The organism is Kordia algicida OT-1, assembly GCF_000154725.1.
In the GTDB taxonomy this organism is placed as follows: Bacteria; Bacteroidota; Bacteroidia; order Flavobacteriales; family Flavobacteriaceae; genus Kordia; species Kordia algicida.
In genome coordinates this window covers 4148726-4164046 of sequence record NZ_DS544873.1, presented here as the reverse complement: position 1 = coordinate 4164046, position 15321 = coordinate 4148726, and the positions used below count along the sequence as shown (strand labels likewise).

The window sequence follows — 15321 nt, the reverse complement described above, 5'->3', positions numbered from 1 at the left end:
ATCTAGAAAGCGTTCCAAATCGGAGCGCTTTTTTATTTTTGTTTGGTATAATTTTTGATGAAAGTTTTTCTATTTTAAAAACCAGCCAACCTATGAAACATGCATTGACGCTTTGCCTATTATGTATAAGCACACTTGTTACTGCGCAAGGAGTAAAAAACATGACTGCCATAAAAGCAGCACTACAAAAATCGGCAACCATCAAAAAACCTAAAACTCCTGTAAAAGATACCATTCCAAAAGGTTGGCGATCTAATGGAAAAGTTTCTTTCCTCTTTAACCAAGCTGCGTTTTCCAATTGGGCTGCTGGTGGAGAAAATAGTATTTCTGGTACTTTAGGGCTAAATTATGATTTGCATTACCACCAAGAGGAATGGGATTGGGACACGCGCGTTCTAGTGGCTTACGGACTCACACAAACCAGAAATAGTGAATTTACTCGAAAAACAGACGATCGTTTTGAACTAAATTCTGTAATTGGAAAAAAAGGGCAAAATCATTGGTTTTATTCAGGGTTTTTAAATTTTAGAACACAAATGACTTCTGGTTTTCGATTTGACACGGATGAAAACGGAAAAGAAATTCGTATGAAAAATACAGACGCTTTTTCACCAGCATATCTTTCGTTTGGTCCTGGAGTTTTGTGGAAAAAGCATGCTGATTTAAAGTTCAATATTGCTCCAGGGACATCTAAAGTAACAATCGTTGATGATGATTTTACGTTACCAAATGAAGAATATTTTGGTGTTCCTGAAGGAGAAAGCATTCGTTACGAAATTGGCATGTATGCTTCTGGCTATTACAAATTTACATTGTTTGATAATATTGTGATGGAAAACATTTTGAATCTTTATTCTAATTATTTAGAAAATCCAGAAAATATAGATGTTGATTATAATATAAACTTAGTGATGACGATTAATAAATACCTTTCTACCAACATCAACTTTCAAACGATTTATGATGATAATGCTTTTAAAGGATTTCAAACTCGTGAAGTACTTGGTTTGGGCGTCAATTATGGATTCTAGCAAAAAAAATCTTTCTGTACAGATATAAATTTGAGTTAATAACTCCGTTAATTCTCTTTGTTAACTTTCTACAGCGTTCCATTAACGTAAAATCAAAACCTCAGCAAATATAGGCATTTCCAATGCTTTTTAGGTTAATGATCGGTTAACGATGGTGTTTTTTATGGCTACAAATGACTGATTGCCTACTTTTGAATTGTTGAAACTGCAAAAACAGTCAACCGCAAACCAACAATCACCAAATGAAAAACAAAATCACCATACTAATTATTGCTTCTATTGCAACCTTAATTGCCTTATCAGCGATTCAAGCATATTTAGTAGAAAATGCTTATCAATTAAAGAAGCGCGCATTTATACAAGAAACAGACGATGCGATTTCTGATATTGACAATCATCCAGAATTAGATTCGTTGGTAGATGTTCTTGGCGAAGATTTGCGTATCAATTTGGGCGATTATCAAAATAAACGCATTACAAAAGCTGAGGTAATTAGAAACTTACGCATAAAAGGCGACAGTGTCAATCCTGCTTACATGAAGCGTTACAATAAAGAACTCAAAGCGATTAACTTAGGATATAAAATTCGCTACAAGCGAGAAGTAACAAGCATTGTGGTGTATGACGGACAAGAAAATGATACAATTTTCCCATTACCATCACAGCAAAACGGAATTATTTTAGGAGAAGATTTTCAAGACAAAAATTCGCACGTAGTCAAAAGTTCACGTACGTTTACGGAGTTTGATTTTGTAGCACAAGAAAACGACAGTGTGTTTACCAAAACCGTTGATGTTGAACTAAAAACACGCGATGTTATCTTAATTACCGATTGGAAAAGTATTGTATTTCGTCGTATGGCAACACTACTTATTTTCTCAGTATTGTTATTTTTATTTGTAGTTGGATTGCTCTATTATTCTATTAAAACTTTAATCAATCAGAAGAAAATAACAGAGATCAAAACAGATTTCATCAACAATATTACACACGAATTAAAAACACCATTGGCAACTTTGAGTGTCGCTTCAAAAAGCTTGAAAAACAAGGAAATTCGTAATTCTGCGGAAGCGTTCGATCATACGTTAAATATTGTAGACCGACAGAATACTCGTTTGCAAAAACTCATCGATCAAGTATTGACCAATAGTTTAAGCGCCAACGACATTGTATTGTCGAAAGACGCCGTAGTTGACAATGAATTTTTTAATGATTTGATTGCCGATTTTAAACTATCAACACAACAACGCGAATTGAGCATTATAAACAATGTGTGTTCGCAAGAAGTATTATTGCGTATTGACACCTTTCACTTTACAACAGCAGTTTTCAATATTTTGGAAAATGCGGTGAAATACGGAAACGATCAAACAGAAATTATCATAGAAACATCGCTAAAAGGCAACGAATATATCATCAACATTAGTGACAACGGACAAGGAATTGCAGCAGAAGATCAGTCACAAATTTTTGAAAAATTTTACAGAGTCAGTCACGGAAATGTTCACAATGTAAAAGGACTCGGACTCGGATTGTATTATACAAGCCAAATTGTAAATGCACATCAAGGAGAAATTACCGTGCAAAGCGAATTAGAAAAAGGAACCACGTTTATCATCACAATACCAATAAACTAATGCAACACACAAAAGTTTTACTCGCAGAAGACGATTATGATTTTGGAAGTATTTTAAAACAATACTTAATGATTCATCAGTTTGAAGTGATTTGGGCAAAAAACGGACAAGAAGCTTTTGAGTTTTTTACCGCAGACGAACACCAACATGAAAATGCGTTTGACATTTGTGTATTTGACGTGATGATGCCAAAATTAGATGGTTTTTCCTTGGCAGAAAAAGTGATTCAACACAACCCAGAAGTACCTTTTATCTTTTTGACAGCCAAGAAGATGAAAGAAGATAAAATACGAGGATTAAAACTCGGAGCCGACGATTATATCGTCAAACCATTTGAAGCAGATATTTTGGTATTACGCTTGCAAAACATACTGAAACGAACAAAAAAAATAATCATTTCATCAAAAAACGAACAAGAATTTAGTATCGGAGCGTATGTTTTTGACACGGTAAACTATCAATTGAAACTCAATGGAGAAACACAACGAATTACTGAGAAAGAAGCGCAATTGATTCAGTATTTCTACGATCACAAAAACCAAATGATAAAACGAGAAGACGTTCTTGAAAATGTTTGGGGAACAGATGATTTCTTTTCGGGAAGAAGCATGGATGTATTCATAAGCCGACTCCGAAAATATTTTAAGAAAGATCCAAATATTGCCATAGAGAGCACGCGTGGCGTTGGATTGACTTTTAAAATCATCGAAAATTAATGTAGTCATTCATCAAAAAAACAACATCAAAATGAAAAATTTAATCATCACCATTATCAGCATATTTTTAGTTCAACTAATTCATGCACAAGAACCACCATTACCACCAACGCCGCCGTCAACAAGTTCTAGCTCAAGTTCGTCATCCACATATAGTAGCAGTAGCAACAACAGTAATGAGAAAACGTCAATTTCTATCAGTTATACTGAAGACGATTATAAGTTACGTGCGCGTTTTCCAAAAAACAGGTATGAAAAGCTTAAGAATTTAATTGAAAATACGCTTGGCGGAAAAAATATGGATATCGGAAAAGGATATTCTAAATGGAGCAACGACGAAAAAGTGTATGACATAAAACTAACAAAGAAAAATTTGCGTATCTCTTTAGATTTAAATGTAGCTTCTCCTGATTTGATAGAGAAATTTAAAAATTTAGGAGAAGATGCTAAAATTATCATCTCGGGAAGTTCTGTAAATATTGAAAGAGAACGCGTTCAGCGAGAAGCAGATCGTATTCGTGTGGAAGCTGAACGTATGAAGCGCGAAGCCGCACGTTTGGAAAGACAGTATGAACGACAAGCTGCACGCGCAGAAGAAAGAGCAAAGCGTGAGATAGAACGCGCAAAACGTATGGAAGCACGAAAAAAAGACCAATTGAAACTTGAAGCAAAACGCATAGAGCGAGATGCAAAACGTGTGGAACTTGAAGCAAAAAGATTGGAAAGAGAAGCAAAAAGAATTGAAGAAAAAGCACGTCACAAAGGTGGCGTGAGCTCTTATATAAAACGCTTATTAGACGACCCAAAAACAGTATATACCACAACTCCTTCTGGGGCAAATCTTAATTGGATTTGGCCAGAAGTTCAAGAAAACCTACTGACTTCTTTACTTAAAGACAAGCTAATTACCTCTACTTCTGAAGTAACGTTTACCAATGAAAAAGACCGTATGTACGCCAACGGAACCGAATTGACAGAAGCACAAAGACGTAAGTACAATACAATGTTTCGCAACGCAGGAATACAATCAAATGCAGACTTTTCTTTTTATAAAAAAGGAAATAATATTGTTGTGATTGGCTTAAATGCTAAGATTAAAAAAGTATTCAATGACTTGCACAAAAAAGGCTACATTGCTTCTACAGATGAAGCTGTGAAATTGGCTATTGATGGAAGTTCAGTTACACAAAACGGGCAACGTTTGGCAACTGATAAAGTAGCAGCGTACAATGCTATTTTGCGCGATAACGGAATTATTCCTTCGCCAGGAAAATATATTGAAATGAAAAAAGCGGGAAGCTACCGATTGGGTTATAGTTTAGGAAAAAAAGGAATTGTAGGTACTTGGATTGAGGAAGATTGATTGTTTTATAAATTGAACGCTTCTTGTTTTTACACGCCTATAAAAAGCTCATATTTCAACATAAACTACTGACACAAATTGATCTAAGACAAAGTTATGTTGTTTTTGTTTTATAAATTGACAAGTACTTTTCTTGTCATATCTATACTGTTGTTTTTGCTTTACAAACTATAATTAAAAATCAAAAACTTTTAAACATTATGAAAAAACAGAACATCAAAAACTTATCTTTAAGAAAAAGAGAAATTTCTAATTTGAACTTTACATTTGTACAAGGAGGAAAAGGAGAAGCAAGCGTTGACAATCCTTGCGCTACACAAACAGAGTTTCCTACATGTAATGCCGTAAGCATTAAGTTTCCATGTGCTACACAAACAGAATTTCCAACGTGTAATTCCAAATAAGATTTAAAAAAAGCTGTCTGAAAAAGCAAATTCTTTCAGACAGCACCTTTTTTATACTTGTAAAATTTTAATGATTTTTAAGCAGACTATCGTTGTCCTGGGCAGATAAAACACAATGTCATCGCTGTTGGTCCTGTTGGTCCAGTTGTGTATGTATCTGAAGTATCATCATCTTGTCTTTGAAAACCACCTTTTACTTTTTCTGATAAGTTTGAAACTGATTTTTTATTGAGTGCTAATTTTCTTAAGTTTTTTTTCATTTTATAAAATTTTAGTTTTGGTTTGTTATTATTAGTAAGTCACTGAACAGTCAAAACATCCTGTGTTTGCTGTAGGATCGTTTGTTGGAAAACTGTCTCCAGCTCTTTGCAAACCTCCTTTAATTTTTTCGGTTAAATTTGAAACGGCTTTTTTGTTCAATGAAAGTTTTTTTAAACTTCTTTTCATATTAATGAATTATTAAGTTGCTCCTACTCGTACGTTTTTCGGATTCCACGTAATTGTGTACGGTATATTTTCTGAGAGAAAAAACCGTATTGCAACTGCTTAAAAAAGTAAGGGAATATGCTATACAAACGAAAAAGCACAGAAATATGGCTTTTACGTTGTAATAAATGTAAGCAAAAAAGGAGATACTTGCAATGATCTCCTTTCTCAATATGAAAAACTATTGTAAATCCTCGTAATCTGGATAAAGGAAATTGTTGTATGGAAAGCGTGTTACATGTATTTCGCGTACAACAGTATATACTTTGCGCTTAAATTCGTCTAAATTTTCTTTATTGAGCGCAGAAATGAACAATACATCTTCCGCAGAAGAATTCATCCACGTTTTTTTCCAGTCATCAAGCGTGTAATGTGCTTTGGTTTTTTCAGTAACCAAATCATCACTATCTATGGTTTCATGCGTATATGCATCAATTTTATTAAAAACCATGACTGTTGGTTTATCGCCACTTTTTATTTCGCTTAAAATCTGATTTACAGAAGCTATGTGATCTTCAAAATTTGGATGAGAAATATCTACGACGTGCAATAACAAATCGGCTTCACGAACTTCATCTAAAGTACTTTTGAACGAATCGACCAATTGTGTCGGTAACTTTCGGATGAATCCTACGGTATCACTCAACAAAAAAGGAAGATTTCCAATAACTACTTTGCGCACAGTTGTATCAAGCGTAGCAAATAGTTTATTTTCTGCAAATACTTCACTTTTACTAATTACATTCATCAGCGTAGATTTCCCAACGTTGGTATATCCTACCAATGCTACACGAATAAGCGCGCCTCTATTTCCACGTTGTACAGCCATTTGTTTGTCAATCGTTACCATCTTTTTTCGTAGCAACGCAATTTTATCACGTACAATACGTCTATCGGTCTCAATTTCCGTTTCTCCAGGTCCACGCATTCCAATTCCACCTCGTTGACGTTCCAAGTGTGTCCACAAACCTGTCAATCGTGGTAATAAGTATTGGTATTGCGCCAATTCTACTTGTGTTCGTGCATAACTTGTTTTGGCGCGTTGTGCAAAAATGTCTAGAATTAATCCGGTTCTATCAATAATCTTACACTTTAGCAAACGTTCTATATTTTTTTGTTGTGAAGGAGATAATTCATCATCAAAAATCACTGATCCAATATCATTCGACTTTACAAATTGCTCTACCTCGTCCATTTTTCCTGTTCCTATGAATGTTTTCGGGTTCGGAACATCAATCTTCTGCGTGAAACGCTTTACAACTTCGCCGCCTGCGGTGTATGTTAAAAATTCAAGCTCATCCAAATACTCTTTTGATTTGGCTTCATCTTGATCTTTAGTAATCACTCCTATAAGTACGGCTCGCTCGTATGCGATGGTTTTCTTTTCTAGCATAAATAAAATTAAAAACACAAAGTTACACATTTCCTTTCTTGATTTTACTACTTTTATATGTATAAACAGACTTTTATAGCACTTATGGAGAAAAAAGACACGATACACAAATATCATACAATAGCATTTTACAATCTTGAAAATTTATTTGACACCGAAGATGATAAGTATGTTTTAGATAATGATTTTTTACCAGAATCGGATCGTAATTGGACTCCAAAACGTTATGATAAGAAAATTTACAAACTAGGTTCTGCCATTTCAAGTTTGGGTCCAGAAGACACAAAAAACGCACCTGTGCTTGTAGGTGTTGCTGAGGTTGAAAATAAAACGGTTATGCAGGATCTTGTCGACTCTAAACAACTGCAAGAATACAATTATGATTTTGTGCATTACAACTCACCTGACGAACGCGGTATTGACGTAGGTTTGTTGTATCAAAAAGAACATTTTGAAGTCGTTCATTCAGAATCAATTCCTATCCTTATATATAATGAAGAAGGAAATCGTGATTTTACCCGAGATACTTTATATGTAAAAGGACTCTTAAACAACGAACCAATTCATGTATTTGTCAATCATTGGTCATCCCGTAGAGACGGTGCTGCTGAAACGGCATACAAACGTATTGAAGCAGCAAAAACTGTTCGTGAGAAAATAAATTACATTCAAACAGAAGAAAACGATCCACATATTATTATAATGGGTGATTTTAATGACGATCCTACTAGCGAAAGTATTCAGAACTATTTAATGGATACTGATTTGTACAATCCGATGGAAAAACTATTGACTATCTATAAAGGTAGTCTTAACTATAGAGGAGAATGGAATCTATTCGATCAAATTATTTTTACCACCAACTTTTTCGATTATAAAAAAGGCACGCATAGTTTTGCTTCCGCAGCTATTTTTGACGAACACTTTTTAACACAATGGAAAGGAAAGTACAAAGGCAATCCATTCCGCACTTATGCAGGTAGAAGATATTTAGGTGGTTACAGCGATCATTTCCCTGTATACATACGATTAAAATTCAACAGGTAAACTTTATTTTTTACAACTAAAGTGTTAAAGTAAAGTTAAGTTTGTATTTTTTTACTATTTTTAGGGCTACTAACTATTAACCAACTTTTTTATGAAAAAAATTACCTTGTTGATCATGGTGACCTTTTTCAGTGCGTTATCATATTCTCAAACAGTAGACTGCGCTGTGGGACCTGTAAATAACACAGGTTTCTGTTATGGAAATAATGATACAACTTCCTTCACTTACACAAGTAGTGACGGATCTCCACTGGCAGTCATCTTCAACGCCGGACAAGTAGAGAATAATTGGGATGAACTTATCATCACAGACTCTGATGGAACAACACAAATTTATAACGGATATGGAGCAGGAGGAGACCTAACAGGTCTATCTTTTGAATCTACAGGAGACACCATTACAATTGGTATTACTTCTGATGGTTCTGTAAACTGTACAGGCAACGGATTTACTCCTTGGGACTTTACCGTATCTTGTGTAGATACTACATTACCTCCTTCATGTGTTATAGTTACTTCACCAACTGATGGAGCAACAGATGTAGATGAAAATGAAGATATTACTTGGGGAACTGCAACGGGCGGACCACAAGGATATTTAATTACTATTGGAACTACACCAGGAGGAAATGACATTGCAAATGCAGTAGATGTAGGTCTTGTAAACACCTACGACCCTGGAACGTTAGCGTATGGCACTACATTTTATGTAACCGTAACTCCTTACAATGCAAACGGAAATGCAACGGGTTGCGTAGAATCTAGCTTTACAACACGTCCAGATCCGAATGTCGTTGTTGACTGCGCTTCTGGAGTACCTGTAAATGTTACTGGCTTCTGTTATGAAAATAATAATACAGAAGTTTTCAATTTTGCAAGTTCTGATGGTTCTACCTTACAAATAGTATTCAACTCAGGTAACGTTGAAAACAACTGGGATGAATTGATTATTTACGATTCTGATGGCGTAACCGAATTATACAACGGTTATGGAAACAACGGAGATTTAGCTGGATTGATTTTCGAATCATCTGGTCCTTCACTAAGCCTTACGGTAACTTCTGATGGTTCTGTAAGTTGTGTAAGTAGTGCAGGAATTCAGCCTTGGGATTATACAGTATCTTGTGTAGATCCTTCTTTACCTCCAGGATGTGTTTCACTAACATCACCAGTTGATGGGGCTACAGATATCAACGAAGAAGATGATATTTCTTGGACTACAGCAGCCGGAAACCCTACAGGATATTTAGTTTCTATTGGTACTACACCAGGAGGAACAGATGTTTTAAATGCATTTGATGTAGGTCTTGTAAACACATATGACCCAGGAACGCTAGCTTTTTCAACACAACATTACGTAACAATTACTCCATATAATGCTAATGGTAATGCTGTAGGTTGTCCTGAAGAAAGTTTCACCATACGAGACGATCCTTTCGTTCCTGTAGATTGTAATGCTGCTCCTCTAAATGTAACAGGATTCTGTTACACAAACAATGATACAACTACATTCAGCTACACAAGCTCAGACGGAACTTCTACACTTGCATTATTATTCAATGCTGGTCAAGTAGAAAATAACTGGGATGAGTTAATCGTTTTCGATTCTGATGGAACGGAAATTTACAACGGTTATGGAAATGGTGGTGATTTAGCGGGTCTTAGCTTTGAAAGTTCAGGATCTACAATCACGTTCCAAATCCAATCGGACGGAATATTTAGCTGTCAATCACAGGGATATACTCCTTGGGACTTTATCGTAGGATGTATTGATCCTACTGCGCCACCTTCTTGTGTATCTTTGACAAGTCCTCTAGATGGTGCTACTGCCGTAGAAATTGATGAAAACATTAACTGGGGATCTGCAATTGGTTCGCCAGCAGGATATATCTTAACAGTAGGAACTACACCAGGTGGAAATGATGTTGTAAACGGACTTGACGTTGGAAATGTAAATTCATACTTATTAGATACCGATTACGACACTACATATTACGTAACAATATTAGCATACAACGGAAATGGATTGGCTACAGGATGTACAGAAGAAAGCTTTACAACTAGACCTGATCCTAATCAAGTATTCAACTTAGTATGTGCTGATGGTCCAATAGATGTAATGCATTGTTATACAAATAATGATGATAATACATTCTTATTCACATCAGACTCAGGTTTCCCTGTAAGACTTACATTTACGACAGGAACTATTGTTGATGATGATGATATAATTAATTTTTATGACGGGTCAGACAACACGTTCCCTGTATTATTCTCAGGAAATAACGCTGGAGACCTTACAGGATTAGTGATTGAATCTAATGGTGGAAACCTATTTATGGAAGTTATCAGTGATGGATTTACAAGTTGTGCCGCAGGAAATGGTACTACTTGGGAATGGACTGCTGAATGTTTAACATGTTTCAAACCATCTGCTACATATACTGTAGTTGAAGATTGTGCTGAAGGAGATCAGTTCCTAGTTGATGTAGAAATTACAGATACAGGTGACGCTGATTCAATTTCAATTTTTGATGACTTCGGAAGTGCTTCACAAGTAGTTACAGATCCAGGAATATACACTTTTGGACCATATCCAAATGGAACGCCAGTAGTATTTACGGTAGCTGATACTGATGATACAAACTGTGTATTAACGAGTGATCCACAAACACAAGCATTCTGTCCAGATCAAGCATGTAGAATCATCAATGCAGGATACGATCAATTACAAACGTGTGATGAAACATCAACAGATTTATCGGCTACGTTTATGGCAAGTTCCATTACATCTAACACAAGTACATATACTATTAGTGACTTACAATGTCCTCCAGATAACTTAACTGGACAGCCAACTTCACTTACTTTAGATGATAGATGGTCTTCATTAATTCCTTTAGGATTCAACTTTGAATACTTCGGAACTACATATACAGATGTAGTTATTGGTGCAAACGGTTTAATATCGTTTAACGCTGGAGATGCTGGAAACTTCTGTCCATGGAACTTTGCTCCAGGTGATTTATTACCAACGCCAGCAGTTCCAGATAACGCAATTCACGGTGCATACCATGATATTGATCCAGGAGTAGATGGCGATCACTACATTGAATATGCAATTGTGGGTACAGCACCTTCACGTCAATTTAAAGCAACATTCTTTGAAGTACCTCACTTTGGATGTAATGATATAAGCACAACACAACAGATTATTTTATACGAATCTTCTAACGTGATTGATGTTATCTTAATAGAAAAGCCAGTTTGTCCAACATGGAATGATGGCGGTATTGCGATTGTAGGTATTCAAAACGCAGGTGGAACTGTAGGTTATGCACCTCCAGGAAGAAACAATGGTGTTTGGGATGTAACAACGCAAGAATTATGGCGATTTGTACCAGACGGAACACCTAACTATACATTTGAATGGTTAGATGAAGATGGAAACGTAATTAGTAACGATACGGATATTACTGTATCTCCAACGGAAGATACTACGTATACGGCATCTATAACGTATGCATTAGCTGATGGTTCTTTAGTAACCTTAACAGACGATGTAACGGTACGTGTTCAGAGAAATCCTGAAGTTGTTGCTACAGAAACATTAAGAGCTTGTGATGATGACTTTGATGGTATTGCAGAATATGATCTTACAGTACAAGATGCAAACGTAATTGGAACGCAAACAGATGTAACAGTTACATACTATGAATCAATGGCTGATGCAGAAGCAGGAACAAATATGCTTGCTGATCCTGCAGCTTATACAAGCGCTAGTGGAACAGTATATGTTCGTATTCAAGATGACAATACTGGATGTTTTGCAACAGGAGATTTCCAAATAGAACTATTGCCACAAATTGATCCAGCAAATATTGGTTTAGAAGGAGAATGTATTAATGATGAATATACCATTACGGTATCTCCATTAAATAACGGATACGATCCTGCAACTGTTACATACGAATGGTCAGGTGGTTCTTCTATAGACAACGATGGATCGCAATTTATTGCAACCGAAGATGGAGAATACACTGTAATGATTACAACTGCTGACGGATGTACTAGCATGCAAACATTTACAGTAATAAATGCAATGTGTTCTTTCCCACAAGGAATCTCTCCAAATGGAGATGGATTAAATGATACTTGGGACTTACGAGCGTTTAGAGTTGAAGAAGTAGAAATATTTAATTCTCACGGACGTTCAATTTACAAGAAACTCAAATACACCAACGAGTGGATGGGACAAACAAATGATAATGATAATTTACCTGTAGGAACTTATTTTTATGTATTGAGACTTGAAAATGGACAATCGAAAAATGGATGGATTTATTTAAATAAATAATTCATTGCATAAAAATTAAAATCTATATTCTTAAAATAATATTACATCATATCATGAAGAACATATATATCGCACTATTTATATTACTTTTCACACTACCATCGCTTGCACAGCAAGATCCGCAGTACACGCAGTACATGTACAATATGGCAGTTATCAATCCAGCTTATGCAGGATCTAAAGAAGGAATATCTTTAGGTGCATTATACAGAAATCAATGGACCGGATTTGACGGTGCCCCAAGAACGTTTACGTTCTTCGGGCATTCGCCTGTCGGTAAAAATGTAGGGCTTGGTTTATCTTTAATTTCAGATCAAATTGGACCTGTAAAAGAAACAAATGCTTACACAGATTTCGCATATACACTAAAACTAGGTGGCGCACACAAATTAGCATTTGGTATTAAAGCTGGATTAACATTCCACGATATCGGATTATTATCTCAAGTAAATCCAACGCTAATCGATCAAGGTGATGAAGCATTCTCTAGTAACGTAAATGAAACGACCTTTAATTTAGGTGCCGGGCTTTTTTACTATACCGACAATTACTATTTAGCATTATCTGTTCCTAACTTTTTAAAAGGAAAACACTTAGATGTAAATGGTAGAGCGTATGGTTCGGAAGTACAACATTACTTCCTTACAGGTGGTTATGTATTCCAAGCTAGTCCAAACACCAAAATCAAACCTTCATTCTTAGTAAAGTCTGCATTTGACGCACCTACGTCATTTGATGTGAACTTGAACGCCTTATTTTATGAAAAATTTGAAATTGGTGCTTCATACCGTTTAGACGACTCTTTCAGTGGAATGGTCAACTTCGCGATTAACCCGAGATTACGTATTGGTTACGCTTACGATGCCGTAACTTCAGAAATTTCTTCTGTTGCTAGTGCCTCTCACGAAGTATTCTTATTATTTGATTTATACTTCCCAAGAAAAGTTTCTCGTTCGCCAAGATATTTCTAACATAATACGCCAAAAAACAATGAAAAAACTATATATATTATTTCTAATTCTAGCAACTTCGAACGTTTTTGCTCAGAATGATAAAACTAAAAAGGCTGACAAGCTATATGACAGGCTTGAATATGTAAAAGCTGCTGAGGAATATGAAGAAATTGCCATTGACGACGCCGATGCTTATGTATATGAGCAACTCGCAAACTGTTATTACAATCTTTTCAAAACTGAAGATGCTGAACGTTGGTACAGACAAAGTATTTCTGAAGGAAACAAAAAAGCAACAGTATATTTTAAATATGCCCAAATGCTAAAAGCCAACGGAAAATACAAAGAACACAACGAATGGATGTCTAAATTTGCAGCAGCTAAACCAAATGACAAAAGAGCCATTGCCTTCAATAAAAACCCAAATTACATTCCGCAAATTCTAGCGAAAGTAACAAAGTTTGAAGTGAAAAACTCTGAAATCAATACGAAAAACTCTGACTTTGGTGCCATTGCTTCTGGAAACATTGTATACTTCACTTCTACTCGTGATGGTGGAAGAAAGTACGGATGGAACGATCAGCCATATTTAGACATTTACATGGCTTCTTATGATGGAGATGGCGAATTATCAAGTGCGCAAGCATTATCTAAAGACATCAATACGAAATACCATGAAGGAACTGTAAGTTTCTCTCCTGATAAGAAAACAATGTACTTTACACGTGAAAGTTATTATGATGGAAAATTCAAAAAAGACGAAGATGGTAAAGGAACGCTAAACCTATACACTGCAAAGATGTCTGGTGGAGAATGGACAAATGTACAACCTGTACCATTTAACAATGATGAATATTCTGTAGGACATCCATCGGTAAGTGCTGATGGTAAAACACTATACTTTGCTTCAGATATGCCAGGAGGATTTGGTCAGTCAGATTTATACAAAGTAGCAATCAACGATGATGGATCTTTTGGAGAACCAGAAAACTTAGGAGGTGACATCAATACTGAAGGTAGAGAGTTTTTCCCTTACATCAGTAACAACGGAACGTTATACTTCTCATCTGATGGAAACTTAGGGATTGGAGGATTGGACGTTTTTGCTTCCAAAGTAAAAGGAGACTCTTACGGAGCAGTTCGTAACTTAGGAACACCATTAAACAGTAACTCAGACGATTTCTCTTTCACTTTTGATGAAGAAACTAAAAAAGGATTCGTTGCTTCCAACCGTGATGGTGGAAAAGGAAGTGATGATATTTATGAAGTTACGCTTATCAATCCAATTTGTGATGTAGATTATGTAGTGGTTGTAACTGACAAAGAAACAGGAGCTGCATTAAGTGGTGCAAATGTGGTATTGGCAGACGATCAAGGAAACAGCGTAGGATCTAAAACGACTGATGCTGAAGGAAAAGTAACGTTCAAAGTAGAATGTGACAAATCTTCAAGATTGGAAGCTACCATTCAAGGATATGTTCCACAGCAAGTAGACGTAAACAGTGGAGACGATCCAACTAAATTGGTGGAAATTCCACTAGCTCCAATTGAAGAAATCATTGAAGATGTCATTGTATTAAATCCAATCTATTTTGATTTTGACAAACACAACATTCGTCAAGATGCAGCTTTCGAATTAGACAAAGTAGTAAATGTAATGACTAAGTATCCAAACATGGTTATCAAAGTGGAAACACATACAGATATCAGAGGTTCTGCGTCATACAATCAACGCTTATCGGAAAGACGTGCAAAATCTACCGTACAATACATCATTTCTAAAGGAATAGATGCTTCTCGTTTAAGCAGTGAAGGAAAAGGAGAAAGTTCTCCATTAATTGACTGTGGAAACAAATGTACAGAGGAAGAACACCAACAAAACCGTCGTTCTGACTTTATCATTGTAAGCAAAGACTAAGTACATTATCTTATAA

The 15321-nt window shown here is 35.7% G+C and carries 12 protein-coding genes; 9 read left to right on the top strand and 3 right to left on the bottom strand.

Going from position 1 to position 15321, the window contains the following annotated elements; translation table 11 throughout:
- The first annotated feature begins 92 nt into the window (after positions 1–92).
- The 5 genes from KAOT1_RS17765 (at position 93) to KAOT1_RS17745 (ending at position 5151) form a co-directional block, all read left to right on the top strand.
- Complete coding sequence (locus KAOT1_RS17765; protein ID WP_007096268.1) at positions 93–1031, top strand: DUF3078 domain-containing protein; 939 nt, start codon at positions 93–95, stop codon at positions 1029–1031.
- A 242-nt stretch (positions 1032–1273) separates the two neighbouring features.
- Positions 1274–2668, top strand: coding sequence for a sensor histidine kinase (locus tag KAOT1_RS17760; protein WP_007096267.1), 1395 nt, complete (start codon positions 1274–1276; stop codon positions 2666–2668).
- Positions 2668–3384: a response regulator transcription factor gene (locus KAOT1_RS17755; RefSeq protein WP_007096266.1), complete on the top strand. Its 717-nt coding sequence runs from the start codon at positions 2668–2670 to the stop codon at positions 3382–3384. Before KAOT1_RS17760 ends, KAOT1_RS17755 begins: the two co-directional genes overlap by 1 nt.
- Positions 3385–3415: 31 nt before the next feature.
- Positions 3416–4747 (top strand): hypothetical protein, encoded by a 1332-nt coding sequence (locus tag KAOT1_RS22135; protein ID WP_007096265.1) that lies wholly within the window; start codon positions 3416–3418, stop codon positions 4745–4747.
- Between the two features lie 200 nt (positions 4748–4947).
- Positions 4948–5151, top strand: coding sequence for a hypothetical protein (locus KAOT1_RS17745; RefSeq protein WP_007096264.1), 204 nt, complete (start codon positions 4948–4950; stop codon positions 5149–5151).
- An 86-nt stretch (positions 5152–5237) separates the two neighbouring features.
- On the opposite strand, the gene KAOT1_RS23055 is transcribed toward KAOT1_RS17745, so the two are convergent.
- From KAOT1_RS23055 to hflX, 3 genes are all read right to left on the bottom strand, one after another.
- Positions 5238–5411, bottom strand: a complete 174-nt coding sequence (locus KAOT1_RS23055; protein WP_007096263.1) for a hypothetical protein — start codon at positions 5409–5411, stop codon at positions 5238–5240.
- Positions 5412–5442: 31 nt separating this feature from the next.
- Positions 5443–5598, bottom strand: coding sequence for a hypothetical protein (locus KAOT1_RS23050; RefSeq protein ID WP_007096262.1), 156 nt, complete (start codon positions 5596–5598; stop codon positions 5443–5445).
- Between the two features lie 220 nt (positions 5599–5818).
- Positions 5819–7030, bottom strand: a complete 1212-nt coding sequence (gene hflX, locus KAOT1_RS17740) for a GTPase HflX (RefSeq protein WP_040559670.1) — start codon at positions 7028–7030, stop codon at positions 5819–5821.
- Positions 7031–7114: 84 nt separating this feature from the next.
- On the opposite strand from hflX, the gene KAOT1_RS17735 reads away from it, so the two are divergent.
- The 4 genes from KAOT1_RS17735 to KAOT1_RS17720 all read left to right on the top strand — a co-directional run bounded on the left by KAOT1_RS17735 (position 7115) and on the right by KAOT1_RS17720 (position 15305).
- Positions 7115–8077, top strand: a complete 963-nt coding sequence (locus tag KAOT1_RS17735) for an endonuclease/exonuclease/phosphatase family protein (protein ID WP_007096260.1) — start codon at positions 7115–7117, stop codon at positions 8075–8077.
- Between the two features lie 91 nt (positions 8078–8168).
- On the top strand, positions 8169–12434 hold the full coding sequence (locus KAOT1_RS17730) for a T9SS type B sorting domain-containing protein (protein ID WP_007096259.1): 4266 nt from the start codon (positions 8169–8171) through the stop codon (positions 12432–12434).
- 53 nt (positions 12435–12487) lie between these two features.
- The gene (locus KAOT1_RS17725) at positions 12488–13405 is read left to right on the top strand and encodes a PorP/SprF family type IX secretion system membrane protein (protein WP_007096258.1); all 918 of its coding nucleotides are present in this window, start codon (positions 12488–12490) and stop codon (positions 13403–13405) included.
- A gap of 19 nt (positions 13406–13424) precedes the next feature.
- Complete coding sequence (locus tag KAOT1_RS17720; protein ID WP_007096257.1) at positions 13425–15305, top strand: OmpA family protein; 1881 nt, start codon at positions 13425–13427, stop codon at positions 15303–15305.
- Positions 15306–15321 lie beyond the last annotated feature (16 nt).

What these genes read in the sequence shown, in the direction of transcription:
- KAOT1_RS23050 (WP_007096262.1), bottom strand. Translation starts at nt 5,598, where the DNA reads ATGAAAAGAAGTTTAAAAAAACTTTCATTGAACAAAAAAGCCGTTTCA.
- hflX (WP_040559670.1), bottom strand. Translation starts at nt 7,030, where the DNA reads ATGCTAGAAAAGAAAACCATCGCATACGAGCGAGCCGTACTTATAGGA.
- KAOT1_RS23055 (WP_007096263.1), bottom strand. Translation starts at nt 5,411, where the DNA reads ATGAAAAAAAACTTAAGAAAATTAGCACTCAATAAAAAATCAGTTTCA.
- KAOT1_RS17755 (WP_007096266.1), top strand. Translation starts at nt 2,668, where the DNA reads ATGCAACACACAAAAGTTTTACTCGCAGAAGACGATTATGATTTTGGA.
- KAOT1_RS17720 (WP_007096257.1), top strand. Translation starts at nt 13,425, where the DNA reads ATGAAAAAACTATATATATTATTTCTAATTCTAGCAACTTCGAACGTT.
- KAOT1_RS17745 (WP_007096264.1), top strand. Translation starts at nt 4,948, where the DNA reads ATGAAAAAACAGAACATCAAAAACTTATCTTTAAGAAAAAGAGAAATT.
- KAOT1_RS17760 (WP_007096267.1), top strand. Translation starts at nt 1,274, where the DNA reads ATGAAAAACAAAATCACCATACTAATTATTGCTTCTATTGCAACCTTA.
- KAOT1_RS22135 (WP_007096265.1), top strand. Translation starts at nt 3,416, where the DNA reads ATGAAAAATTTAATCATCACCATTATCAGCATATTTTTAGTTCAACTA.
- KAOT1_RS17730 (WP_007096259.1), top strand. Translation starts at nt 8,169, where the DNA reads ATGAAAAAAATTACCTTGTTGATCATGGTGACCTTTTTCAGTGCGTTA.
- KAOT1_RS17725 (WP_007096258.1), top strand. Translation starts at nt 12,488, where the DNA reads ATGAAGAACATATATATCGCACTATTTATATTACTTTTCACACTACCA.
- KAOT1_RS17765 (WP_007096268.1), top strand. Translation starts at nt 93, where the DNA reads ATGAAACATGCATTGACGCTTTGCCTATTATGTATAAGCACACTTGTT.
- KAOT1_RS17735 (WP_007096260.1), top strand. Translation starts at nt 7,115, where the DNA reads ATGGAGAAAAAAGACACGATACACAAATATCATACAATAGCATTTTAC.